Consider the following 24,170-nt stretch of genomic DNA (forward strand, 5'->3'; position numbering starts at 1 on the left):
GCCTGCAGTTGAGGAGTCACCGTGTCCGCACCTCGTACCCCCGCAGTGGCCGACCCCGTCGTCGTCGCCGCCGGGACGACGGCGGCCGACGCGGTGGCCGCGGCCGGGCTGCCCACCACCGGTCCCAAGGCGATCGTGGTGGTCCGCGACCCGCAGGGCCAGCTGCGCGACCTGGACTGGTCGCCGGCCGAGGACGTCGAGGTCGAACCGGTCGCCATCGACACCCCGGACGGCCTCAACGTGCTGCGCCACTCATGCGCGCACGTGCTCGCCCAGGCCGTGCAGGACGTGTTCCCCGAGGCCCGGCTCGGTATCGGCCCGCCGATCGAGAACGGCTTCTACTACGACTTCGCCGTCGACAAGCCGTTCCAGCCCGACGACCTGGCCCGGCTCGAGAAGCGGATGCAGGAGATCATCAAATCCGGCCAGCGGTTCCGTCGTCGCCGCTTCGGCAGCCTGGACGAGGCGAAGGCCGAGTTGGCCGCCGAGCCGTTCAAGCTGGAACTGATCGACGTGAAGGGGGAGGGGCTCGACTCCTCCGAGGTGATGGAGGTGGGCGGCGGCGAGCTGACCATCTACGACAACCTCGCCGCGAACGAGGACAAGGTCTGCTGGTCGGACCTGTGCCGGGGGCCGCACCTGCCGAACACCCGCCTGATCGGCGCCTTCAAGCTGATGCGCTCGGCCGCCGCGTACTGGCGGGGCTCCGAGCGCAACCCGCAGTTGCAGCGGGTGTACGGCACCGCCTGGCCGACCCGCGACGAACTCAAGGCGTACCTGAAGCTGCTGGAGGAGGCCGCCCGGCGCGACCACCGCAAGCTCGGCGCGGACCTCGACCTGTTCAGTTTCCCCGACGAGATCGGCTCCGGTCTCGCGGTCTTCCATCCCAAGGGCGGGATCATCCGCCGGGAGATGGAGAACTACTCGCGCCGCCGGCACGAGGAGGCGGGGTACGAGTTCGTCAACACCCCGCACATCACCAAGGGGCAGCTCTTCCACACCTCGGGTCACCTGCCCTACTACGCCGACACCATGTTCCCGCCCATGCAGCTGGAGGGCGCGGAGTACTTCCTCAAGCCGATGAACTGCCCGTTCCACAATCTGATCTTCAAGGGACGCGGGCGGTCGTACCGGGAGCTGCCGCTGCGGTTCTTCGAGTTCGGCACGGTGTACCGGTACGAGAAGTCCGGCGTGGTGCATGGGTTGACCCGGGTGCGTGGCCTGACCATGGACGACTCGCACATCTACTGCACCCGGGAGCAGATGCCGGGCGAGCTGACCACCCTGCTCACCTTCGTGCTGGACCTGCTGCGCGACTACGGCCTGGACGACTTCTACCTGGAGCTGTCCACCCGCGATGACTCGCCGAAGTTCATCGGCGCCGACGCTGACTGGGAGGAGGCGACGCAGGCGCTGCGCACCGCCGCCGAGACCTCTGGCCTGGAGTTGGTGCCGGACCCGGGCGGTGCGGCCTTCTACGGCCCGAAGATCTCCGTGCAGGCCAAGGACGCCATCGGCCGGACCTGGCAGATGTCGACCATTCAGGTCGACTTCAACCAGCCGGAGCGGTTCGGCCTGGAGTACCAGGCTGCCGACGGCACCCGGCAGCGGCCGGTGATGATCCACCGGGCGTTGTTCGGCTCGATCGAACGCTTCTTCGGGGTGCTCACCGAGCACTACGCGGGCGCGTTCCCGGCCTGGTTGGCGCCGGTACAGCTGGTCGGCATCCCGATCCGCGAGGACCACACCGACTACCTGCACGGCTTCGTCGCGGCGCTGCGCGCCGAGGGGATCCGGGCCCAGGTCGACGCTGGTGACGACCGGATGCAGAAGAAGATCCGCACCGCGCAGCAGCAGAAGATCCCGTTCATGGCGATCGCCGGTGACGACGACGTGGCCGCCGGTACCGTCTCCTTCCGCTACCGCGACGGCTCGCAACGCAACGGGGTACCGGTCGCCGAGGCGGTCACGCACGTACTGGACGTGGTCCGCTCGCGTGCGAACTCCGGTCCGTCCGCCATGGCCAACTGATCCGCCGCTCCGTTCCGCCCGAGGATCCGGGTCCATCGCTCCTGCCCGACAGTCCGGATCCTCGGTCCGTCCCCGGTGATCGGCCTGGGGCCGGCCTCGGGCCGGACCGTCCGTAACGGATCACACAGGAGGCCGCCCGGCTCACCCCGGGCACCTGGCTGGCTGGTGCGGATGGCTGGAACCCGGTGCGGTGACCGTAGGATCGGCGTGTGACTGGGGCGGCGCGGCACGTTGACGACGGCGGGAACAGTAGCGGAGACGCCGGCCTGGCGGACGGGTTGGAACGGCTCTGGACGCCGCACCGGATGACCTACATCTCCGGTGAGGACCGCCCCGAAGGCGGTTACGACAAGCCCGCTGGCTGCCCGTTCTGTCTCGCCCCGGGCCTGCCCGCCGAGCAGAGCCTGGTCGTGGCGCGGGGCAGGCACGTCTTCGCGGTGCTGAACCTGTACCCGTACAACCCGGGTCACCTGCTCGTCTGCCCGTACCGGCACGTCGCCGACTACACGGACCTGGACGCCGGGGAGACCGGCGAGTTGGCGGTGTTCACCCAGACGGCGATGCGGGTGATCCGCAAGGTCAGTAACGCGCACGGGTTCAACCTGGGCATGAACCAGGGCGGCGTGGCCGGTGCCGGCATCGCCGCGCACCTGCACCAGCACGTGGTGCCGCGCTGGGGTGGCGACGCCAACTTCATGCCGGTGATCGGCCGGACGAAGGTGCTGCCGCAGCTTCTCACCGACACCCGCGACCTCTTCGCCGAGGCCTGGCCGGCCTGACTCGAGACTCGGCCGGCGGTTGATGGGGTGCGCGGGCGGGAGACAGCTCTTACGATCTTGGCATGGCCCTCCTGCACAAAGCCGAACTGCGTCCCAGCAAGCTCGAACTCCTGGCCTCCTGGTTGCCCGACCAGGACTGGTACGACGGCGGGTCGGCGGCCGGGGTGACCCGGGTGGCGTCGTACCGGTTCGACGATCCGGCTGGCGCGGTCGGGGTCGAGACGCTGCTGGTGCGCGTCGGTGACGGGCCGATGTACCAGGTGCCGGTCACCTATCGGGGTACGCCGCTGGCTGACGCCGACGACCGGCTGCTCGGCACCGCGCACCACTCCGCGCTCGGCCAGCGCTGGGTGTACGACGCCTGCGGCGACCCGGTCTACGCGGTGGTCCTGACCGCTGCGATCCTCGGCGGTGCCGTCCAGGCGCAGGAGTTCTTCGAGGTCGACGGCGTGCGGGAGCACCGGCCGCCGAGCATGGAGATCACCAGCAGTTGCGCCGACCGGTCGGATCCGCCGGTCGTGGCGGGGCCGTTGCGGGTGGTGGACGGCGATCCGACGCTGATCGTCACCGACTCCGTCGAGCTGGCCGTCGTCCGCCGGCTCGGTGCCGGGGCGGTACGGGAGGACGCCGCACTGTGCGGCACCTTGCTGGGACAGCCGGCCCCGATGCCGCTGGCGTACGCCGTCCCGCGCTGACTCCTAGCCGGTGCGGCCCGCCAACCGGTACGCCCACACGCCGCCCGGTCGGCCCCGCTCCGGTCGAACCCCCGCCGGGACACCCGATGCCTCCCTCACCGTCGCGTATGACCTGTTCCACGCTCCGTGACGTTTGTGCCCCCGGAAGTCCGGAAGGTGGCAGGATGCGGCGGTGGCAGTTGCGACGCGGATGTTGGGCCGCAGCGGCATCGAGGTCAGCGCGCTCGGCATGGGCTGCTGGGCGATCGGTGGCCCCTGGGCGGAAGGCACCCGACCGCTGGGCTGGGGCCGGGTCGACGACGAGGAGTCGGTACGGGCGGTCCGTCGCGCCCTCGACCTCGGGGTGACGTTCTTCGACACGGCCGACACGTACGGGGCCGGGCACGGCGAGCGGATCCTCGGCTGGGCGCTGGCCGGTCGGCGCGACCAGGCGGTGATCGCCACGAAGTGGGGGTACACCTTCGACGAGCGGAGCCGGCAGGCCACCGGCGAGGACGCCTCACCGACGTACCTGCGCCGGGCGGTGGTCGACTCGTTGCGCCGGCTGGACACCGACCGGATCGACCTGTACCAGCTGCACCTGGGGGATCTGCGGTTGGCTCGGGCCGAGGCGCTCATCGGCACGTGCGAGGAACTGGTGGCCGACGGGCTGATCCGGTCGTACGGCTGGAGCACCGACCGGGCCGACCGGGTCGGCGCGTTCGCCGAGGCGGCGCCGCGGGCCAGTGCCGTGCAGCACAGCCTCTCGGTGCTGCGGGACGCCCCGGCGATGCTGGCGGTCTGCGACAAGCACGACCTGGCCAGCGTCAACCGGGGCCCGCTCGGCATGGGGCTGCTGACCGGCAAGTACACCACCGAGTCGAGGTTGCCCCGCGACGACGTGCGGGGTCTCACCCCGACCTGGCTCGAGTGGTTCCGAGGGGGTCGGCCGGCACCGGAGTGGCTGCGTCGGGTCCGGGCGGTACGCGGCGCGCTCACCGCCGACGGCCGTACCCTGGCCCAGGGTGCGCTGGGCTGGCTCTGGGCGCGCAGCGGCCGGACGGTGCCGATCCCCGGCTGTCGCACCGTCGCCCAGGTCGAGGAGAACGCCGCCGCGTTGCGGCTCGGCCCGCTCGCCCCGGACCACTTCGCCGAGGTGGAGCGGCAGCTCGCGGGGCTGCGCGCGGCTGCGCTGCGCGACGCCGACCGCCCGTACTGGCCGATGCCCCCGGTTCCCGCCGCCCGCCCCTGAGTCGCCGCGTCGGGTCGTCGCCGCCCCGGCGTGGGCCGGGCACCGGTCAGGTACGGGTGGCGTGTTCCCCGCGGGCCTGCTCGGCCAGGTGGACGGGCATGGGTTCGTACCGGACGAAGGCCCGACGGAAGGTGCCGGTGCCGGAGGTGATCGAGCGCAGCTCGATGGCGTAGCGGAGCAGTTCGGTGGCGGGCACCTCGGCGCGGACCAGGGTGCGGCCCTCGGCGTCCGGGTCGGTTTCGGTGCCGAGCACCCGGCCACGCCGGCCGGACAGGTCGCCCAGCACCGCGCCGACCGAGCCGTCGGGCACCCGGACCACGACCTCGTCCACCGGCTCCAGAAGCGTCGGCTGGCCCTTCTCCGCGGCGTCGCGCAGCGCCAGCGCGCCCGCGGTCTGGAAAGCCGCGTCGGAGGAGTCGACGCTGTGCGCCTTGCCGTCGACGAGGGTCACCCGCAGGTCCACCATCGGGTGACCGGCGACCAAACCCCGCTCCATCTGGGCGCGCACGCCTTTCTCCACCGACGGGACGTACTGGTGCGGGACGGCCCCGCCAACCACCCGGTCGACGAACTCGAAGCCGGCGCCGCGCGGCAGCGGCTGCACCTCGATGTCGCAGACGGCGTACTGGCCGTGCCCGCCGGACTGCTTGACGTGTCGGCCGTGGCCGGTGGCGGCGACGGCGAAGGTCTCCCGCAGCGCCACCCGTACCGGCTCGGTGTCCAGCTCCACCCCGCCGGCACGCAGCCGGTCCAGCACCACGTCGGCGTGCGCCTCGCCCATGCACCACAGCACCAGCTGGTTGGTTTCCGGGTTGCGTTCCAGGCGCAGGGTCGGGTCACCGGCCACCAGCCGGCCCAGGTTGCGGGCCAGGGCGTCCTCGTCGGCCCGACTGCGGGCCACGACGGCCACCGGCAGCAGCGGCTCGGGCATGTCCCAGGGTGCGATCAGCAGCGGCTCGTCCTTGGCGGAGATGGTGTCGCCGGTCTCCGCGCTGCCCGACTTGGTGATCGCGCAGATGTCGCCGGCGACGCCAGCCGGCACCTCGCGCAGCGTCGCCCCCAGCGGGCTGTAGACGTGCGCGACCCGCTCGTCGGCGTCGTGGTCGGGGTGCCCCCGTTCGGCCATGCCGTGCCCGGAGACGTGCACCACCTGCTCGGGGCGGAGCGTGCCGGAGAAGACCCGGACCAGGGAGACCCGGCCGACGTGCCGGTCGACGGTGGTCTTGACCACCTCGGCGACCAGCGGGCCGTCCGGGTCGCAGGCCAGCGGCGGGCGGGGGGACCCGTCGACCCCGGTGACCGGCGGCAGGTCGTGCTCCAACGGTGACGGGAAGGCGGCGACCAGGCCGTCGAGCAGCACGTCGAGGCCGACGCCGGTCGGGGCGCAGACCGGCACCACCGGGTAGAAGTGGCCTCGGGCGACCGCCTTCTCCAGGTCGGTGATCAGCACCTCGGTGTCGATCTCCTCGCCGCCCAGGTAGCGGTCCATCAGGGTCTCGTCCTCGCTCTCGGCGATGATCCCCTCGATCAGCTCGTTGCGGGCCTCCACAATGGCCGGCAGGTGCTCCGGGTCCGGGTCCCGTACGGCGGCGGGCAGACCCCCGGAGTAGTCGAAGACCCGCCGGGTGACCAGCCCCATCAGACCGGCCACCGACTCGCCGTCGTCGCCCAGCATCGGCAGGTAGAGCGGCAGCACGTTGTCGCCGAAGACCCGTTGACACAGCGCCACCGCCTCGTCGAAGTCGGCGCGCGGGTGGTCCAGCCGGGAGACCGCCACGGCACGCGGCATGTCGACCGCCGCGCACTCCTCCCACAGGGCGGCGGTGGCCAGGTCCATGCCGTCGACGGCGGAGACCACGAAGAGCGCGGCGTCGGCGGCGCGCAGGCCGGCGCGCAGCTCGCCGACGAAGTCGGCGTAACCGGGGGTGTCCAGGAGGTTCACCTTCACGCCGGAGTGGACCAGCGGAGCGCAGGCCAGGCTCACCGAGCGTTGCTGGCGTACCGCCGCCGGGTCGTGGTCGCAGACGGTCGTGCCGTCGGTGACCGTGCCGGCGCGGCCGATCGTCCCGCTGGCCGCCAGCAGCGCCTCGACCAGTGTGGTCTTGCCCGCCCCGGAGTGCCCCACGAGCACCACGTTGCGAACCCTGCCGGGCTCAATCACCACCGGCACGCCGCCGGTGACACCCTTCTCCTGGTTCTTCTGCGCCATCGCGGCGCACCTCCCTCACGGTGGTTGGTGGCGACCGCCGCGCACGACGGGAAAGCGGGCCCGGGGCGGGTGCCGCGGCGATATCCTCCGGTGCTCTGCTGGCCGGCGGGTCTGAGCCGTGCGGTCGGTGAACTGGGTCACCCTTCCACACCGATCTCACACCCGTTGCCGACCGGGCACAAGCCCGCGGCGCGCGGGTCGGACGACCGGGCGTATCGCACCCTGCTGCCGGCCGTTATCGTGGGATCGCCATGGCGAAGATCTTCCAAGTGACGGCCCGCGCGGGGATGACCCGAGTCGTGGAGCCGGTCGCGCGCGGCCTGCTCCGCGCGGGCGTGTCCCCCAACGTGGTCACGGTGACCGGCACCGTCGGCGTGCTCGTCGGTGCGCTCGGCTTCGGCGCTCGCGGGAAGCTGGTCGCCGGTGCCTTGATTGTCACCGTTTTCGCGCTCACCGACCTGCTCGACGGGACGATGGCCCGGATGAGCGGCGGCTCCACCCGGTTCGGCGCGTTCCTCGACTCGTCCATGGACCGCATCGCCGACAGCGCCGTGTTCGGCGCGGTCGCGTACTGGCTGGCCACCGAGGGCGACCACTCGGGGGTGGCCGCCGCGCTGCTCTGCCTGGCCGCCGGCGGCCTGGTCTCCTACGTCAAGGCCCGCGCCGAGGGGCTCGGGCTGACCTGCGACGTGGGTGTCGCCGAACGCACCGAACGGCTGCTCATCGTCGGGGTGGGCGGTCTGCTCACCGGCTTGGGCGTCGGCCCGGCCCTGGAGGTCGCGCTCTGGCTGCTCGCCGCAGTCTCGATCTTCACGGTCGGGCAGCGGATGGTCCACGTGTACCGGCAGGTTCAGCGGGTCGGCCAGGAGTGAACCTCACCGAGCTCGGCTACGTGGCCGGGTGGCGCCTGGTCCGCGCGCTGCCCCGGTCCGTGGTGGCCGCGGCCTTCCGGGCGGGCGCCGACCGCGCCCACCGCGCCGGCGGCGGGGGTACCGCCCGACTGCGCGCCAACCTGCGTCGGGTGGTCGGCCCGGAGCTGCCCGAGGTCGAACTGGACGACCTGGTCCGGCGGGGCCTGCGCTCGTACGCCCGGTACTGGATGGAGGCGTTCCGGCTGCCCGCGCTGAGCCGCGCGGAGATTCTCGCCGGGTTCCGGCTGGACCCGAAGGGCACCGAGATGCTCGCCGACGACGTCGCCAGCGGGCGGGGCGCGGTGGTGGCGCTGCCGCACGCCGGCAACTGGGACGCCGCCGGCGCCTGGGTGGCCGCCACCGGCTGGCCGATCGCCACTGTCGCCGAGCGGCTGCGCCCCGAGGGCCTCTACGAGCGGTTCCTCGCCTTCCGGCAGGGTCTGGGCATGGAGATCCTGCCCACCAGCGGCGGCCCGCGCCCCGCCTTCGACGTGCTGGTGGACCGGCTGCGCGCCGGCACGGTGGTGCCGTTGCTGGCCGACCGGGACCTCTCGGCCCGGGGCATCGAGGTCGACTTCTTCGGCGGGCGCACCCGGATCCCGGCGGGTCCGGCGCTGCTGGCCATCCGCACCGGCGCCCCGCTCTACGTCGCCTCGATGTGGTACGAGCCGGATGCCGCGTGCGCCTCGCTCGAGGGTCCGCTGCCGCTGCCCGACCCGGATGCCGCGCCGTTGGACGAGCGGGTTCGGGTGCTGACCCAGCGGATTGCCGAGAGTCTGGCGGCTGGCATCGCCCGGCATCCGGAAGACTGGCACATGTTGCAGCGGATGTGGCTGGACCAGCGGGGCACGGGCGGCGACACGTCGCGGCCGGCCCGGCCACCGGACAGGTCTGAGAGGCGTTGACGCGTGCGGATCGGCATCGTGTGCCCGTACTCCTTCGACGTCCCCGGCGGGGTGCAGAACCACGTCATGGATCTCGCCGAGGCACTGATCGGGCTCGGCCACGAGGTGAGTGTGCTCGCGCCGGCCGACGAGGACTCCCGGCTGCCGCCGTACGTGGTGCCGGCGGGGCGGGCGGTACCACTGCCGTACAACGGTTCGGTGGCCCGGATCGCCTTCGGTCCGGTCTCCACCGCCCGGGTACGCCGGTGGATCACCCGGGGTGACTTCGACGTGCTGCACGTGCACGAACCACTGACGCTGAGCCTGTCGATGCTCGCTGTGCTCTCCGCCCGGGGACCGGTGGTGGCCACCTTCCACACCGCGATGACCCGCTCCCGGGTGCTGGCCGCCGCGCAGGGTGTCCTGCAGATCGTGTTGGAGCGGATCACCGCCCGGATCGCGGTCAGCGCGCTGGCCCGCAAGGTGCAGGTCGAGCACATGGACGGCGGCGCGGTGGAGATCCCCAACGGGGTGGCCGTGACCAAGTTCGCCGGGGTGGAGCCGCTGCCGGGGTGGCCGGGGGAGTGCGCGCCGGGCAGCGGCGGCACGATCGGTTTTCTCGGCCGGTTCACCGAGGCCCGCAAGGGTTTCCCGATCCTGCGGGACGCGTTCGTCGCGCTGGCACCGTACCGGCCCGGCTTGCGTCTGCTGGTGGCCGGCCCGGGCGACCCCGACGACCTGTTCGACCGGTTCCCGGCCGAGCTGCGCGACCGGGTCACCTTCCTCGGCATGGTGCCGGAGGCGGACAAGGCCCGGATGCTGCGCAGCCTGCACCTCTACGTCGCGCCGAACACCGGCGGGGAGTCCTTTGGGATGATCCTCACCGAGGCCCTGGCGGCGGGCACCACCGTGGTCGCGAGCGACCTCGACGCGTTCCGCCGGGTGCTGGACGGGGGGCGGGCCGGCCGGCTCTTCCCCACCGGGGACGCGGCGGCGCTGCGGGACGCCCTGGTGGAGCTGCTCGACGACGCCGACCAGCGGGCGGCGTTGACCGCCTGCGGTGACCAGGTGGTAGCCCACTACGACTGGCCGGTGGTCGCCCGCCGGGTCCTGGAGGTGTACGCCGCCGCGATCGAGGCCACCGACGGTCGGGTCATGGACCAGGAGTGGGCCGGACTGGGTGGCCCGGGGTGAGCTCGACGGCGTGGTGGGTGCTCGGCACCGCGGTCCTGGTGGCGCTGGTCGCCGCGTACCTGGCCTGGACGGCCGGCCGGGTGCAGCGGCTGCACATCCGGGCGGAGTCGGCGGCCCGCGCGCTCGACGCCCACCTGCTGCGCCGCGCGGCCGCCGCGGCGGTGCTGGCGGAGCAGCGCTACGGCGTGGAGTTGTACGCGGCGGCGCGGATCGCCCTGGACGCCGCCCCGGAGGAGCGGGAGGCCGCCGAGAACGACCTCACCCGGCAGTTGCGCGCGGTGGAGCTCGATCCCACCGACCCGGCCTGCGAGGCGGTGATCGCCGCGAGCCGGCGGCTGGCCCTGGCCCGGCAGGTGCACACGGACCTGGTGCGCGACGCCCGGGCGGCCCGCAGCAGACCGTTGGTGCGGTTGTTGCGGATGGGGCGTGGGCAGCAGTGGCCCCGCTACTTCGACGTCGACGATCCCACCCTCATCGTCCCTGGCGAGACATCCGCGGCTTGACGTGCCCGCTGCGTCCGGTCGTCTCCGGTGGCTGTTTCGGCGGGCGGATTGGCCTGCACGACCTCCGGTGATGAGGGCCACAGTGCAGGCCACCGTGGGGCTGATTGGCTGTCGGGCCGGCGTTGACCCCGGCGTAACATCAAGTGCTAGCCACCCCCGAGCACGTCCGAGGAGCGATGAACCGTGTCCGAAACCACCTCCCCGAACAGCAACGCCTCTCCGGTCGTCGGCACCGCGCGCGTCAAGCGCGGCATGGCCGAGATGCTCAAGGGCGGCGTGATCATGGACGTGGTCACCGCCGAGCAGGCCAAGATCGCTGAGGATGCCGGCGCCGTCGCCGTGATGGCGCTGGAGCGCGTACCCGCCGACATCCGCGCTCAGGGCGGCGTCTCCCGGATGAGCGACCCCGACATGATCGACGGCATCATCGAGGCCGTCTCCATCCCGGTCATGGCCAAGGTGCGGATCGGTCACTTCGTCGAGGCGCAGATCCTCCAGTCGCTCGGCGTCGACTACATCGACGAGTCCGAGGTGCTGACCCCGGCGGACTACGCCAACCACATCGACAAGTGGGCGTTCACCGTCCCCTTCGTCTGCGGGGCGACCAACCTGGGCGAGGCGCTGCGCCGGATCACCGAGGGTGCCGCCATGATCCGCTCCAAGGGTGAGGCCGGCACCGGTGACGTCTCCAACGCCACCACCCACATGCGCCGCATCCGGCAGGAGATCCGCCGGCTGCAGTCGCTGCCCGCCGACGAGCTGTTCGTCGCCGCCAAGGAGCTTCAGGCGCCGTACGAGCTGGTCAAGGAGGTCGCCGAGACCGGCAAGCTGCCGGTGGTGCTGTTCACCGCCGGCGGGATCGCCACCCCGGCCGACGCGGCGATGATGATGCAGCTCGGTGCCGAGGGCGTCTTCGTCGGCTCCGGCATCTTCAAGTCCGGCAACCCGGCCCAGCGCGCCGCCGCGATCGTCAAGGCCACCACCTTCCACGACGACCCGGACGTGCTGGCCAAGGTTTCCCGGGGCCTGGGCGAGGCCATGGTCGGTATCAACGTCGACGAGATCCCGCAGCCGCACCGGCTCGCCGAGCGCGGCTGGTGATCACGGGGGCGCGTCATCGGCGCGCCCCGCGCCCGCCGCCCGCGCCGGTGGCGGGGACGACACGAGAAGGAGCCACGACGCGATGAGCGACACGCCCGTCATCGGGGTGCTCGCCCTCCAGGGGGACGTCCGCGAGCACGTCACGGCCCTGGCCGCTGCCGGGGCGGACGCCCGGCCGGTGCGCCGGCCGACCGAACTGGACGCGGTCGACGCCCTGGTCATCCCCGGCGGGGAGTCCACCACCATCAGCAAGCTCGCCGACATCTTCGAGCTGCGTGACCCGATCGACAAGCGGATCGCCGGTGGCATGCCGGTCTACGGATCCTGCGCCGGCATGATCATGCTGGCCACCGAGGTCCTGGACGGTCGCCCCGACCAGCGCGGCTTCGCCGGCATCGAGATGACGGTGCGACGCAACGCGTTCGGCCGGCAGGTCGACTCGTTCGAGGCACCGGTCGACGTGACCGGTGTCGAGGGCGGGCCGTTCCACGCCGTGTTCATCCGGGCCCCGTGGGTCGAGCGGGTGGGTGCGGGTGTCCAGGTGCTCGGCACGGTGACCGAGGGGCCCTCCGCCGGCCGGATCGTCGCGGTCCGGCAGGGCAACCTGCTGGCCACCTCGTTCCATCCCGAGCTGACCGGTGACACGCGGGTGCACGCGTACTTCGTGGATCTGGTGCGGACCGCCCGCTGACTGGCGCGACGGGATTCGCGCCGGCGCTTCCGCCCCGTCTGTCCCGATAGGGGCGGGCGGGGCGGTGCCGCGACGCGCGGCGCGTGACACCGGCCGGCCGGACGTCGGTAGGATTGCCGAGATTCGGCAGGGCCATCTGCCCGCCACGGCTTCCCGCAGGGCTGACCGGCACCGTCCGCGTGCGCCAGCGGGAACGGGGCGTACGCGGTGCGGTCGATGCAGACGGCGGGTAGCAACGGAGGTAACAGATGTCCGGCCACTCAAAGTGGGCGACGACCAAGCACAAGAAGGCGGTCATCGACGCCAAGCGCGGCAAGATGTTCGCGAAGTTGATCAAGAACGTCGAGGTCGCGGCGCGTACCGGTGGCGGCGACCCGGCCGGTAACCCGACCCTGTTCGACGCCATCCAGAAGGCCAAGAAGAACTCGGTCCCGAACGACAACATCGACCGCGCGGTCAAGCGGGGCTCCGGCCTGGAGGCCGGTGGTGCCGACTACCAGACGATCATGTACGAGGGGTACGGCCCGAACGGCGTGGCGCTGCTCATCGAGTGCCTGACCGACAACCGCAACCGCGCCGCGACCGAGGTGCGCACCGCGCTGACCCGCAACGGCGGTTCGTTCGCCGACGCCGGCTCGGTGTCGTACATGTTCTCCCGCAAGGGCGTGGTGATCGTCCCCAAGGCAGGCACCACCGAGGACGACGTGATGATGGCGGTCCTGGACGCCGGGGCCGAGGAGGTCAACGATCTCGGTGAGGCGTACGAGGTGGTCTCCGAGCCGGGCGACCTGATCGCCGTCCGCACCGCGTTGCAGGACGCCGGCATCGAGTACGAGTCCGCCGAGTCCTCCCTCATCCCCAGCGTCACCGTGCCGCTGGACGAGGAGGGGGCGCGCAAGATCTTCAAGCTGATCGACGTTCTGGAGGACAGCGACGACGTGCAGAACGTCTACGCCAACTTCGACGTCTCCGACGAGGTCATGGCCGCGGTCGGCTGACCACGCCTGCGACTGAGGCCCTACCTCGGACAGAGGTAGGGCCTCGGTCGCGTTCATGCCGATGGCTCCTTCTGGTGCCGGTACTGCCGAGGGATGACGCGAAGCCTCTTGAGCCCTTCCTTCTGGACGTATATCTCCCGTCGCTCGGTGGCGTCCCCCGCCGCGTTCAGCTCGTAGCCGTCGAGCCAGATCCACCCCTGGTATGTCGACAGATCGAGAACGCGGATGAGTCGGAAGTAGATCGGCTTCACGAACTGCGGTGACGCCCGTCGTGTCACGTAGAACAGTTCCCCAGCTTGGAACTTCACCGCAGACGCCCCACGTCTCCAACGCCGTCTCGTGTCGGAGGGTTGGCGCGTATCGCCTTGACGCGGATCATGGCATCCCGCTCCCTCCACGGACTTCCGTCCGGGCGTAGCTCAATGCCGAACAGGCGTACCCATTCGAGGGAGAGCAGGTCTGCGTTGCTCGGCACGTGAGTGACCTTGAGCCGTAGCACGACATCCCCGTACACGTAGTCCCACGGCTGGACCGTCAGAACGTCCCCCACTTCCACCAAGGGCCATCGGGGAGCCGGAACCAAGTCGCACTCACCCACGGCAATTCCTCCGCAAGTCACCCGGGGTCACGACCGGCGTCAGCACGGTCGGTTGGTTCCGGCCCGCCGCCTGGTCCGGGTACGGGCCGTACGCCCCATTCTGGTGCCCGTAGCGGGGTCGATTCACGACGTCGACCGGCTCGTTGCGACGCTGAAACCATTTCCACCGAAACATGAATCAACCTCCCGTGATCATCGCCCAGCTCTCTACCTGCCACGATGCGGTGATGCGCAAGTATCTGCAACGTCTCAGTTCGAAATTCGTGCTTAGAGATTGACGGCGTGCCATCTAGTACGGCAGTGTGCTCTGAATGAGACAGTCGGTTGCGGCAGACTGAGACGAGGCGACATGAGCGATGTTGGATCTTCCGTGCCACGGCGGCAGCTCGGCAGGCTCCTCCGTCAGGCACGGGAGGAAGCTGGGATCAACCTTGAAGCCGCAGCCGAAGCGCTGGAGTGGTCCCGGGCCAAGATGTATCGGCTTGAGGGCGGGCACACGTCCCTGCGGACCCATGACGTGAAACTCATGTGCGACCTGTACGGCACCGCGTCGGACCTAACGGAAGTGTTGGTGTCGCTTGCCAAGGAGAGCAAGGCCCGGGGCTGGTGGCACGCCTACGGAGAAGTGATCCCGGGATGGTTCGAGCTATACGTCGGTCTGGAGGCCGCAGCCTGCTACGTCCGGCACTATGAGCCGAACTTGATCCCTGGCCTACTTCAGACTCCTGAATACATGTCTGCTGTGTTCGCTACGAAGCAGAGCCGTTCGCCGCAGGAGGTTGCCCAGAAGGTTGCTCTGCGGATGGAGCGTCAGAAGCTTCTCGCCAGGCGTAGTCCTGCTGCGCCACGCTTCGAGGCAATCATTGACGAGGCTGTGATCCGGCGCCCGATCGGTGACCTCGAGGCGTGGCGTAGACAGCTTGCCCACTTGGTCAACGCCTCGCAGGCTCGAAACGTGAGCTTCCGCGTGCTGCCTCTGAATGTCGGCCCGCACAAGGCGTCCGTTGCTGGCGCGTTCATCGTGCTGGATTTCCCGGCGCTCGGCACTCGGCCTGCCGAGCCATCCACCATCTACTGTGAGTCACTAACAGGCAGCCTTTACCTGGACAGGCCAAGTGAGGTTGAGACGTACGTTGACGCATGGCAGACGCTGTGGAAGCTTGCCCTCGATGAGTGCGCGTCAGAGGATCTGGTCAGTATCGTGATCAAGGAGAGCTACGATGAGTGACATGACTGGTGCCCTCTGGCGCAAGTCCACCCGCAGCGGCAATGAGGGGGCCTGCGTCGAGGTGGCTGACAACCTGCCCGGCATTGTCGGCGTCCGCGACAGCAAGGACGTTCAGGGGCAGGCCCTGGTGTTTACTCCGCAAACCTGGCAGACCTTCATTGAGGGCGTGCGGGCAGATGCCCTGAGCTGACCCGCCTGACGACGGAGCCTGTTCCCAGGGTTGTGGCCTGTGTCGTCGCGGATGACGAGGAAGGGAGAGCCCCGGAGGCTCTCCCTTCCTCGTGCCCACACAGGCGTTTCCACATCATGGTCTGGGTCCGAGGAAGGTTGAGGGTCCGGTCATGCTGCGGCTGGCTCAGTGAGCGGCTTCGGTGATGTCGCGGCGAGGAATTGTCAAGACTCGTGGACGGGTGCGTGACGAGGTTGATGTCCCGCGAGTTCCGCGAGGGCGGGAAACAGCCGGTTCGCCAGCGCCGGATCAGTGCGCTCAAGTTCGGCGATCAGGGCATTGATGGCAGCGGTGAGGGCGCGGTGTAGCTCGGCGTGGTCGAGCGTACGGACGAGGGTGGCGTGAAGTGCTTCCGTCAGGTCAGCCGGGAGCAGGTGGGCGCCCTTTGCGTAGCTGGTCGGATGCCCGAGGCGCAGACTGGTCAGTGCAATCACGTGGCTGCGCAGTGCACCGATCCAGTACTCGGCCTGCCAGAGTCGATTCCGCTGGATGCTGATCCAGGCATGTAGGGCGTGGTGCCATGCCAGGCCGGCCAGGTGGTCCGGGGCAGGCAGCGGTGCGGGTTGCGGCTGGGCGGGGTTGCCGAAGACGGTCCGCCAGCTCGGGCCGTGCGGAGCGAAGTGAGCGGCCGGCGTGAACGCGATGTCTACCTCGAGGCATGCTGGAAGCAGGAACACTCGGTACACGGCCGAGCCGGACGGCAAGTCCCAATGGTGCGCCGCGTCGAAGTCGTCATAGAGCCGGTCGGTCCAGCCTTGCATGGTCACGGCGAGCGAGCCGTCGACCGCGAACGCGAGATCGATGTCAGACCAACGGTCCTCGTCGCCGGTGGCCTGTGAACCGGTGATGGCCGCGCCGACGATCATGGGGTCGGCAGCGGCCAGGTCCAGCAGGCGCTGCCGGATCGTGTCACGTTCCTCGGCGGAGAACACCGCGCCACCCTATCGACCCGCCGCGGTGCGCGATGCAGCCAAGGCGGTGCCATCGCGTTCGACGAGCTTTCCGAGGCAGAAGCTCGTCTCAGGCTGGCGGGCCGACCAGGCTGGGGAACGGGAAGTCGAGGTCGAAACTTCTCGTTGTTGCGTGCGTCGCGGTAGACCCACGTCGCGGCTGCGCACGGTGCGGGCAGGCCGCCCGGGCCTCGCCGGGCCGCGGCTAGGCTGGGCTGATGCAGCTGAGCGGTGGCGCGGGGGACAGCGCTGGCCAGGCGGTCGCCGGGCATCGGTTCACGCCGGGTGACGTGGTCGTCCGGCGTGAGGTGCTGCGCGGCGAGGTCTGGTTCGGCTGCCCGACGATCTGCGTCGAGGACTCCGCCGACCTGCTCGCGCTCTACCTGCCGCCGGGGGCCGAGTTCGGCTTCCCGGAGCGGGGCGCGTTCCCCTGCGGCCGGCATCCCTGGCAGGTCGCCGGGCACACCGCGTGGTCCGGGCACGGCAAGCTGATGCTCCAGCGCCCCGGTGAGGCGCACTCGGTGGACGTCTTCTGGACCGGTCCCGGCCGCGACTTCGCCGGCTGGTACTTCAACCTCCAGGACCCGTTCCGGCGTACCCCGATCGGCGTGGACACCCTCGATCACGAGCTGGACCTGTGGTGGCCGGCGGGCGCGGACCGGTACGTCTGGAAGGACGTCGAGATGTTCGCGCAACGCCTGGTCGAGGGGCGTTACCCGGGCATGGCGGCGGCGATCCGGGCCGAGGGCGACCGGATCGCCGCGCTGCTCGACGCCGGGAAACGCTGGTGGGACGAGGGCTGGGCTGGGTGGCGGCCCGATCCCACCTGGCCGCTGCCGGCCCTGCCGGCCGGCTGGGCCGCCGTGCCGGTCCACTGACGCGCCGCGCCCGGCCCCGGCCGCCTCGCGCCCGCCGGCCGCTCAGCCGAGCGGCTCGCGTCCCCGCCAGGCGGTCCGCAGCGAGGTGCGGCCGTTGGTCCGCAGCAGCGAACCCTCGTAGACCCGTGCCCCGGCGGCCAGCACCAGCCCGGCGGTCACCAGCAGCACGGCCAGTGACACCAGCGGCTCCCAGCCGGCCGCGTCCCCGGTGAACAGGCGCAGCGGCATCGCCGTCGGGGCGGAGAACGGCAGGTACGACAGCGCGGGCATGGCCGCCGGGTTGTCGTTGAGGAAGATCACCGCGAAGAACGGCAGCATCACCGCCAACTGCACCGGCATCGACACGCCGCCGATGTCCTCCAGCCGGGCGACCAGGGCGCCGGCCGCCACCCACATGGCGGCGACGAGCACGAACCCGAACAGGAAGAACGGCAGGAACCAGCCGATCGCCGGGGCGAGCAGGTCCAGCAGCCCGCCGGTGTCGGTGAACCGCATCCCCACCACCGCGGCGAGGGCGACCAGGATGATCTGGCCCAACGCCAGCAGGGTGCCGGCGATCAGCTTGCCGGCCAGCAGCGCTCGGACCGGCACCGCCGCCACCAGGATCTCCACCACCCGGGTCTGCTTCTCCTCGATCACGCTCTGCGCGATCTGCATGCCGAAGGTCTGTGAGGTCACGAAAAAGAGAAAGGCGAAGGCGAAGGGCACCAGGAAGGCCACCACGGGATCCACCGCGTCGGGGTCGAGCAGCCGCACCGGCGGTGCCGTACTCAACGCCGACACCACGTCGTCGGGGGCCTCGTCCATGGCCAGCACGACGGGACCGGCAACGACCGCGGCGTCCACGTCGCCGTCGCGGACCGCCTGCTCGGCCGCCCGGTCGTCGGGCACCACCCGGACGTCGAGCCCGGCCGCCCGTAGTTTCCCGGCGCTCGCCTCGGTGGCCGCCACGCTGGCCGGGCCGCCGTCGAGCAACGGCGGCAGCACCGTCGCCGCGGCGGCGATGAGCAGGAAGAAGAGCGTACTGATCAGGAAAGTGCGATCGCGCAGCTTGACCCGGATCTCCCGGGCGGCGACCAGGGCGGTGGCCTGCGTGGTGCTCACTGGGTGGCCTCTCGGAAGATCTCGGTGAGGGACGGGGTGACCGGGCGGAAGGCGCGGACCGGGCCGCGGGCCAGCGCCGCGTGCAGCAACGGCTGTTCGTCGACGCCGGGGGCGAGATCGAACACAGCCCGTACCCCGTCGAGGTCGACCAGGGTCACCTCCGGTTGGTCCCGCAGCCAACCGGCGTCGGTCGCCACCACCAACTCGTATCGGGGCACCGTGTACGTCGCCCGCAGCTGTTCCCGGGAGCCGGCCGCGCGGATCGTGCCGTCGGCGATGATCACCAGGTCGTCGCAGAGCCGCTCGACGACGTCGAGTTGGTGACTGGAGAAGAGCACCGGCACGCCGGCGGCGGCCCGCTCCCGCAGCACCGCGACGACCGTCTCCACGGCCAGCGGGTCGAGCCCGGAGAACGGCTCGTCGAGGATGAGCACCTCCGGGTCGTGCACCAGCGCCGCGGCGACCTGGGCGCGCTGCTGGTTGCCCAAAGACAGCGTCTCCAGCAGGTCGTCGCCGCGTTCGGCCAGGCCGAGCCGGTCCAGCAGGGCGTCGGTGGCGCGCCGGGCTGCCGGCGCGTCCATCCCGTGCAGCCGGCCCAGGTAGATCACCTGTTCCCGGGCGCTCATCTTCGGGTAGAGGCCCCGCTCCTCGGGCAGGTAGCCGAAGCGCTGGCGGGCCTGCCGGGTCAGCGGCGCGTTCCGCCAGCTCACCTGGCCGGCGTCGGGGGCGAGCAGCCCGAGGATGATCCGCATGGAGGTGGTCTTGCCGGCGCCGTTGCCGCCGACGAAGCCGGTCATCCGGCCCGCCGTCACGTCGAACGACACGTTCCTGAGTACCCGACGGTCGCCGAAACTGCGGTCGACGCCGTCGAGACGGAGCACGTTGGTCACGGCGTTCACGCTAGATCGGCCGCCGTGGGGTCGCCGTCCGTCCGGCGGTGGTCCTGGGCGTCCGCCGCGAGGCGGATTAGCTCAGCCGCCGGGTCGAACCACCCCGTGTTCGTACGCGAAGACCACCGCCTGGACCCGGTCGCGCAGCCCCAGCTTGGCCAGGACCCGGCTGACGTGGGTCTTCACCGTGGCCTCGCCCAGGTGCAGGGCGGCGGCGATCTCGGCGTTGCTGGCCCCGCTGGCCACCAGCACCAGCACCTCCCGTTCCCGGGGGGTGAGCTCGCCCAGCGCACCCTGGGCGTCGACCCCGGTCGGACCGGCGACGCCGGGTCGGGCGAAGGTGGCGATCACCCGCCGGGTCAGCTCCGGGGCGAGCAGGCCGTCGCCGCGGGCCAGCACCCGGATCGCCTCCACCAGGTCCTCCGGGGTGCCGTTCTTGAGCAGGAACCCGCTCGCGCCGACCCGCAGCGCCGCGAAGAGGTAGTCGTCGTGGTCGAAGGTGGTCAGGATCAGCACCGCGGGGCCGGCGGGAAACTCCGTGGTGATCCGCCGGGTCGCCTCCAGACCGTCCATCCCCGGCATCTGGACGTCCATCAGCACCACGTCGGGACGGAGCGCCCGGGTCATGGCGACGGCCCGCTCGCCGTCGGCGGCCTCACCGACCACCTCGATGTCGTCCTCCACCTCCAGGATGACCCGGAAGCCGGTGCGGACGAGGTGCTGGTCGTCGGCGAGCAGAACTCGGACGGGCCGACCGGCCGCAGCCGCCGGGTGCGTCGCGCTCACGCGGAACGCTCCGCCATCGTGGACACCGGGAACCGGGCGCGTACCCGCCAGCCGCCCCCGGCACGGGGGCCGACCTCCAGCACACCGCCGTGGGTGCCGACCCGCTCCCGCATGCCGACCAGGCCGAGCCCGTCGGCGTTGGCGGGCCGGGTGGCGCGTCCGTCGTCGGTCACGTCGACCTCCAGTTCCTGGGCCAGGTAGCGGATGCGGACGTCGATCATGGTGGCGCCGGTGGCGTGCTTGAGCGTGTTCGTGACCGCCTCCTGCACGATCCGGTACGCGGCCTGCGAGACCGACTCCGGCAGCGGCGGACGCTCACCGTACACCCCGAGCGTGGCCCGCAACCCGGCCTCACGTGCCCGGTCGACCACGGCGGCGATCTGTTCCAGCGCGGCCGGCCGGTCCTGCTCCGGCCCGACCGGGGCGCTGTCGGAGGCGCGCAGCACGCCCAGCATGCGCCGCAGCTCGTCGACCGCGGTACGGGCGGTCTCCTCGATCGAGGACAGCGCCGTGAGCGCCTTGGCCGGGTCTTTGTCGAACACCCGCCGGCAGGCGGACGCCTGCACCCCCATCACCGACACGTGGTGGGCGACCACGTCGTGCAGCTCCCGGGCGATGCGGACCCGTTCGCCGACCACGGCCCGCTCGCGGGCCTCGGCCTGCGAGCGGCGCAACTGTTCGGCCTGTTGCTGGAGTTCGTGTTGCCGGCGGGCGGCCAGCCAGGCGGTCTCGCCGACGAAGTACGCGAAACCGAAGTAGAGCACGTTGGCCAGGACCGTGGCGATGATCGCGGCCAGCAGCGGGGGCACTGGACCGACCGCGTCGGAGAAGGCGTCGTCGGGGATGCTGTTGTAGCTGACCGCGTGGTAGATGCCGAGCCAGACGAACATCACCGCGATCACCGCGGCGCGCACCCGCCGTGCCGTCCGGCGGTTCTGCCCCCAGGCCCCGAGCGTGTAGAGGGCGGCGAACAACGCCCAGCCGGAGAGCTGCGTCTCGGGAGCGGCCCGGGCCTGGGAGCCGATGAACGCGGCCGCGACGACGATCATGACCACGGTGGGGAACCGGCGCCGCCAGAGCAGCGGCAGGGTGACCGCGACGGCCCAGAAGACCTGCTCGGGCCCGGACGGCGGCGGGCCGAGCAGGAACGCTCCGGTGCTGCGGGCCAGCGTGAGGCTGAACAGCGCCAGCACGGTCACAATGAGGCCGCTGTAGACGTCGATCCGCTGCTGCTCGGGGGTGGGGCCGGGGCGGCGCCATTCGCCGGCGGTCATGGTGCTCATCGGGGTCGAGGATCGCACCCCGCCACGTGGCCGCTGCGCCGACCCGGCGGTGAGGCGGTCGGGCGGACCGGACAACCGGCGGTCGGGCGGACCGGACAACCGTCCGCCCCGGCGCGGGTCGCGCCGGGGCGGGGCTCGGTCAGCGGTGGTGCCGGCGGGCCTTGACCACGCTGTCGGCGATGTCCCAGATGGTGATGGCGGCGACGACCACGCCCACGAGGCCGGCGCTGAGGCCCTGGTTGTCGCCCTCGCGCAGCCACTCGAACCGGTCCGCCAGGGCCGGGTTGAGCAGGCGGTCGGCGAGCACCAGGTAGCCGACCGGCAGCGCGAAGGCCAGGCCGAGCGCCGCGTTGACGGCCACCAGCGGCCACGTCCACCGGCCGGCGCGGTATTTCACGATCTCCAAACCGATGCTGGCGACCAGCACGGCGGCGAGCACCGGCAGCCAGGACGTCCACAGCGCCGGGTCGAGGATCGGCAGGTTGTCGCCGTTGGCGTCGGAGACCCAGGACCGGTAGTGCTGCCAGGGCAGGAAGGCGAGGGTGAGCAGCAGGAAGGCGATCGACGCGCAGGTGTCGGTGAGGGTCACGTCCCGCTCCAGCGGCGCCTCCGGGAGTTGGTCCACGTTCCACTCCGGCAGGTCCAGCGGAGTGCGGGTGCGTTCCAGCACCGCGAAGATGACCGTCACCCAGAAGGCGATCTGCACGGCGGCCTGGAAGGCCGCGGCGATGCCCGCCCCGATCGCCCGGTGCGGCTGGTCACCCACGGTGGCCTCGAGGACGCCGACCACCACCCCCACCAGGGCCGGGATGAGGGTGAGCAGCCGGCGCAGCAGGCTCGACCAGACCAGGTAGTACGTCGGGCCGATGAGCTGGAGCGGGCGGTCGGCGTACCGGGCGGCGAGCCGGTCGGGGTGGCCCAGTTCGGTGAGCACCTCCCGCTCGGCGACCGCGGTGTCCTGCCCGGCGGCGGTCCGGCCCTCGATCATGTCCGCGATCGAGGCGCGCAGTTCGTCGGCGAGTTCGGTGCGGCGCGGCGCGGGCACGGTCCGCAGGGTCGCGGCGAGGTAACGGTCGGTCAGGGAGGTCATCGCTCCACTCCTTCGATCAGCCCGGTGACGGAGGTCTGCACAGCGGCGAGGTCGTCCAGGAGGCGGCCCAGCACCGTCTCCCCGTCGCCGCTGGTGCGGTAGAACTTGCGGGGCCGGCTCTCCTCGGTGTTCCACTCGCTGGTCAACAGCCCCTGCTCCTCCAGCCGGCGGAGCAGGGGGTAGAGCGTGTTGGCGTCGACCGGGAAGCCGTGTGCCGTCAGGCGTTGCAGCAGCGCGTAGCCGTAGTCGGGGTGGCGTAGGGCGACCAGGCTCGCCACCACCACCGTGCCCCGGCGGAGCTCTTGGAGGTGTGTTCGTAGGACGTCATCGCTGACCATGTGTCACACCATACTGTGTGCCACACACTAATGGGTGAGCAGACATTGCTGTGTTGGATCATTTGCACAACGGGACGGATCCGGCGTACCGGGCACCCGGTCTGGTCCGGGCGCCCGTACCCACCGCTCAGCAGGCGCCTCGCTGGAAGGCGCGCTCGACGAAGGACGCCGGACCCACCTGGAAGTAGCCGACCCCCGAGCGGATCGGGTGGCCGGTGAACAGCTCCACCCGGGCACCCACCCGCACCAGGTACGCGCTGGCGGTCCCGGCGTCGTTCGCGATGAGTTCTCCCCGGGGCCCGTAGATCTCCTCCAGTTGGGCGAAGCTCATCCCGACGGCGGCCCCGGCGGGCGAGCGGGGCGGGGCGGTGGCGGTGCCGATCTCCACCAGCCGTCCGCTCCGGAAGGCCAGCAGGATCACCCCCGCCCAGGTGCCGGTGACCCCGGCCCGGACCACGCCCGCGCAGTCGGACGCCGTCCAGTCGATCAGGCCGGCGGCCGACAGGTCGTCCAGGCGCGCACCGATCCGGAACGGGCCGGCACCCCGGACACTCATCAGGTCGACCTCGTCGGCCCCAGGGGTGACAGGTCGCGGGTGGCCGGCCCCGGCCCGGGCGGTGCCGGTGCGGCCCGCCCCGGCCGGTGCGATGGTGCCGGTGCGGCCCGTGCCGGCGGGGTTGGTGCTGTCGGGGTGCGCGGCGGGCGCCGCGGCCGGGCGGCCGGGCGACTGGTGGCCGGGTGACGCCACCCGGGCAGCGGCCGGAGCCGGCCCGGCGAGGGCCAGCACGGCCGCGACGACGACGTACGCAAGACGGTGCACGGGAGTCTCCTTCTCGACGGTGGGGTTTGCCTGCCCTGTTGGTCCCCGCGCCGGCCGTGGCGGTTCGTCGGATGGCCGAGCCTTCTCCGCCGCGGAGAACCACCCCACCCCCCACCCGCACCCGCCGGTCGCCACCGACCCGACGAGCCGGTCCGGCGGATCAGTCGCCGGAGCCGGCCAACCGGGCGCGCACCTGCCGGCGCGCCTCGTGCATCCGTGACTTCACGGTGCCCTCCGGCAGGTCGAGCAGGCCGGCGATCTCGCGGTAGCTCAGTCCGAGCACGTCGCGCAGGACCACCGCCTCGGCGAGTTCGGGGCGGACGTGGTCGAGCGCGTCGAGCAGGTCCAGCCGGGTGCCGGCGACCACGCTGGTTCGCCGGGGGTCGGCCGCATCCGGCAGCGGAACCCCACCGGCCTCCAGTTGCCACCGCCGGCGCAGCGCCCGGTACGTCGAGCGGGCCCGGTTGGCGGTCAGCCGGTACAGCCAGGTGTGGAACGACGACCGGCCCTCGAACCGGGTGATGCCCCGGGCCAGCGCGAGCAGCGCGTCCTGGCAGGCCTCCTCGGCGTCCTCCCGGTTGGGCAGCAGCCGGCCGCACAACCGCAGCACCTCCGGACGTACCGCCGCCAGCAGGGCGTCCAGTGCCCCCGGCTCGCCGCGCGCCGCCGCCGCGGCCAGCTCGTCGATGCCGTTGCCCAGGGCCATTGCGCCGTCCCGTGTTCGCCGATGCCGCGCTGGCGTCCAGGCT

Annotated in this window: 25 protein-coding genes; 14 read left to right on the forward strand and 11 right to left on the reverse strand. The window is 71.6% G+C overall.

Going from position 1 to position 24,170, the window contains the following annotated elements; all coding sequences use genetic code 11:
• Positions 1–21: 21 nt before the first annotated feature.
• The 4 genes from thrS to E1166_RS04850 all read left to right on the forward strand — a co-directional run bounded on the left by thrS (position 22) and on the right by E1166_RS04850 (position 4,736).
• Positions 22–2,031 (forward strand): threonine--tRNA ligase, encoded by a 2,010-nt coding sequence (gene thrS / locus E1166_RS04835; protein WP_132336131.1) that lies wholly within the window; start codon positions 22–24, stop codon positions 2,029–2,031.
• A 305-nt stretch (positions 2,032–2,336) separates the two neighbouring features.
• Complete coding sequence (locus tag E1166_RS04840) at positions 2,337–2,810, forward strand: HIT domain-containing protein (protein ID WP_132336213.1); 474 nt, start codon at positions 2,337–2,339, stop codon at positions 2,808–2,810.
• A 62-nt stretch (positions 2,811–2,872) separates the two neighbouring features.
• Positions 2,873–3,505, forward strand: a complete 633-nt coding sequence (locus E1166_RS04845; RefSeq protein ID WP_132336133.1) for a hypothetical protein — start codon at positions 2,873–2,875, stop codon at positions 3,503–3,505.
• Positions 3,506–3,677: 172 nt separating this feature from the next.
• On the forward strand, positions 3,678–4,736 hold the full coding sequence (locus E1166_RS04850) for an aldo/keto reductase (RefSeq protein WP_132336135.1): 1,059 nt from the start codon (positions 3,678–3,680) through the stop codon (positions 4,734–4,736).
• Between the two features lie 46 nt (positions 4,737–4,782).
• Here E1166_RS04850 and E1166_RS04855 read toward each other — a convergent pair whose 3' ends face one another.
• Entirely contained in the window at positions 4,783–6,945 is a 2,163-nt protein-coding gene (locus E1166_RS04855; protein ID WP_132336137.1) for an elongation factor G-like protein EF-G2, read from the reverse strand.
• 251 nt (positions 6,946–7,196) lie between these two features.
• Between E1166_RS04855 and pgsA the strand changes: the two genes are divergently transcribed.
• From pgsA to E1166_RS04890, 7 genes are all read left to right on the forward strand, one after another.
• Positions 7,197–7,817 carry a phosphatidylinositol phosphate synthase gene (gene pgsA, locus E1166_RS04860; RefSeq protein ID WP_132261897.1) on the forward strand — a complete coding sequence of 207 codons (621 nt, stop codon included), beginning with the start codon at positions 7,197–7,199 and terminating at the stop codon, positions 7,815–7,817.
• On the forward strand, positions 7,814–8,761 hold the full coding sequence (locus tag E1166_RS04865) for a phosphatidylinositol mannoside acyltransferase (RefSeq protein WP_132336139.1): 948 nt from the start codon (positions 7,814–7,816) through the stop codon (positions 8,759–8,761). Before pgsA ends, E1166_RS04865 begins: the two co-directional genes overlap by 4 nt.
• Positions 8,762–8,764: 3 nt before the next feature.
• Positions 8,765–9,934 carry a glycosyltransferase family 4 protein gene (locus E1166_RS04870; protein ID WP_132336141.1) on the forward strand — a complete coding sequence of 390 codons (1,170 nt, stop codon included), beginning with the start codon at positions 8,765–8,767 and terminating at the stop codon, positions 9,932–9,934.
• A complete protein-coding gene (locus E1166_RS04875; RefSeq protein ID WP_132336143.1) occupies positions 9,931–10,437 on the forward strand; it encodes a hypothetical protein in 507 nt (168 codons plus the stop codon). The genes E1166_RS04870 and E1166_RS04875 overlap by 4 nt, the downstream gene beginning before the upstream one ends.
• A gap of 183 nt (positions 10,438–10,620) precedes the next feature.
• Positions 10,621–11,538: a pyridoxal 5'-phosphate synthase lyase subunit PdxS gene (gene pdxS / locus E1166_RS04880; protein ID WP_132261889.1), complete on the forward strand. Its 918-nt coding sequence runs from the start codon at positions 10,621–10,623 to the stop codon at positions 11,536–11,538.
• Between the two features lie 82 nt (positions 11,539–11,620).
• Positions 11,621–12,229, forward strand: coding sequence for a pyridoxal 5'-phosphate synthase glutaminase subunit PdxT (gene pdxT, locus E1166_RS04885; RefSeq protein ID WP_132336145.1), 609 nt, complete (start codon positions 11,621–11,623; stop codon positions 12,227–12,229).
• A gap of 248 nt (positions 12,230–12,477) precedes the next feature.
• A complete protein-coding gene (locus E1166_RS04890) occupies positions 12,478–13,227 on the forward strand; it encodes a YebC/PmpR family DNA-binding transcriptional regulator (RefSeq protein WP_132180049.1) in 750 nt (249 codons plus the stop codon).
• 53 nt (positions 13,228–13,280) lie between these two features.
• Here E1166_RS04890 and E1166_RS04895 read toward each other — a convergent pair whose 3' ends face one another.
• A complete protein-coding gene (locus tag E1166_RS04895) occupies positions 13,281–13,535 on the reverse strand; it encodes a hypothetical protein (protein WP_132336147.1) in 255 nt (84 codons plus the stop codon).
• Between the two features lie 639 nt (positions 13,536–14,174).
• Here E1166_RS04895 and E1166_RS04900 point away from each other — a divergent pair.
• Entirely contained in the window at positions 14,175–15,053 is an 879-nt protein-coding gene (locus E1166_RS04900; RefSeq protein WP_132336149.1) for a helix-turn-helix transcriptional regulator, read from the forward strand.
• On the forward strand, positions 15,046–15,243 hold the full coding sequence (locus E1166_RS04905; protein WP_132336151.1) for a DUF397 domain-containing protein: 198 nt from the start codon (positions 15,046–15,048) through the stop codon (positions 15,241–15,243). Before E1166_RS04900 ends, E1166_RS04905 begins: the two co-directional genes overlap by 8 nt.
• Positions 15,244–15,446: 203 nt before the next feature.
• On the opposite strand, the gene E1166_RS04910 is transcribed toward E1166_RS04905, so the two are convergent.
• Positions 15,447–16,214, reverse strand: coding sequence for a nucleotidyltransferase domain-containing protein (locus E1166_RS04910; RefSeq protein WP_132336154.1), 768 nt, complete (start codon positions 16,212–16,214; stop codon positions 15,447–15,449).
• A 236-nt stretch (positions 16,215–16,450) separates the two neighbouring features.
• Between E1166_RS04910 and E1166_RS04915 the strand changes: the two genes are divergently transcribed.
• Positions 16,451–17,110, forward strand: a complete 660-nt coding sequence (locus E1166_RS04915; RefSeq protein WP_132336157.1) for a DUF402 domain-containing protein — start codon at positions 16,451–16,453, stop codon at positions 17,108–17,110.
• A 42-nt stretch (positions 17,111–17,152) separates the two neighbouring features.
• Here E1166_RS04915 and E1166_RS04920 read toward each other — a convergent pair whose 3' ends face one another.
• The 8 genes from E1166_RS04920 to E1166_RS04955 all read right to left on the reverse strand — a co-directional run bounded on the left by E1166_RS04920 (position 17,153) and on the right by E1166_RS04955 (position 24,127).
• Positions 17,153–18,214, reverse strand: coding sequence for an ABC transporter permease (locus E1166_RS04920; protein WP_132336159.1), 1,062 nt, complete (start codon positions 18,212–18,214; stop codon positions 17,153–17,155).
• Entirely contained in the window at positions 18,211–19,104 is an 894-nt protein-coding gene (locus E1166_RS04925; protein ID WP_132336161.1) for an ATP-binding cassette domain-containing protein, read from the reverse strand. Before E1166_RS04925 ends, E1166_RS04920 begins: the two co-directional genes overlap by 4 nt.
• Before the next feature lie 81 nt (positions 19,105–19,185).
• Positions 19,186–19,890, reverse strand: coding sequence for a response regulator transcription factor (locus tag E1166_RS04930; RefSeq protein ID WP_132336164.1), 705 nt, complete (start codon positions 19,888–19,890; stop codon positions 19,186–19,188).
• Complete coding sequence (locus E1166_RS04935) at positions 19,887–21,173, reverse strand: sensor histidine kinase (RefSeq protein WP_132336166.1); 1,287 nt, start codon at positions 21,171–21,173, stop codon at positions 19,887–19,889. Before E1166_RS04935 ends, E1166_RS04930 begins: the two co-directional genes overlap by 4 nt.
• A 139-nt stretch (positions 21,174–21,312) precedes the next feature.
• Positions 21,313–22,263, reverse strand: a complete 951-nt coding sequence (locus tag E1166_RS04940) for a permease prefix domain 1-containing protein (RefSeq protein ID WP_132336168.1) — start codon at positions 22,261–22,263, stop codon at positions 21,313–21,315.
• Complete coding sequence (locus tag E1166_RS04945; RefSeq protein ID WP_132336170.1) at positions 22,260–22,601, reverse strand: PadR family transcriptional regulator; 342 nt, start codon at positions 22,599–22,601, stop codon at positions 22,260–22,262. The genes E1166_RS04940 and E1166_RS04945 overlap by 4 nt, the downstream gene beginning before the upstream one ends.
• Positions 22,602–22,728: 127 nt before the next feature.
• Positions 22,729–23,421: a hypothetical protein gene (locus E1166_RS31405; protein ID WP_207914006.1), complete on the reverse strand. Its 693-nt coding sequence runs from the start codon at positions 23,419–23,421 to the stop codon at positions 22,729–22,731.
• Between the two features lie 160 nt (positions 23,422–23,581).
• Positions 23,582–24,127 (reverse strand): RNA polymerase sigma factor, encoded by a 546-nt coding sequence (locus tag E1166_RS04955; protein ID WP_132336173.1) that lies wholly within the window; start codon positions 24,125–24,127, stop codon positions 23,582–23,584.
• Between the last annotated feature and the right edge of the window lie 43 nt (positions 24,128–24,170).

It is taken from the genome of Micromonospora sp. KC213, from assembly GCF_004348325.1.
GTDB lineage: Bacteria > Actinomycetota > Actinomycetes > Mycobacteriales > Micromonosporaceae > Micromonospora.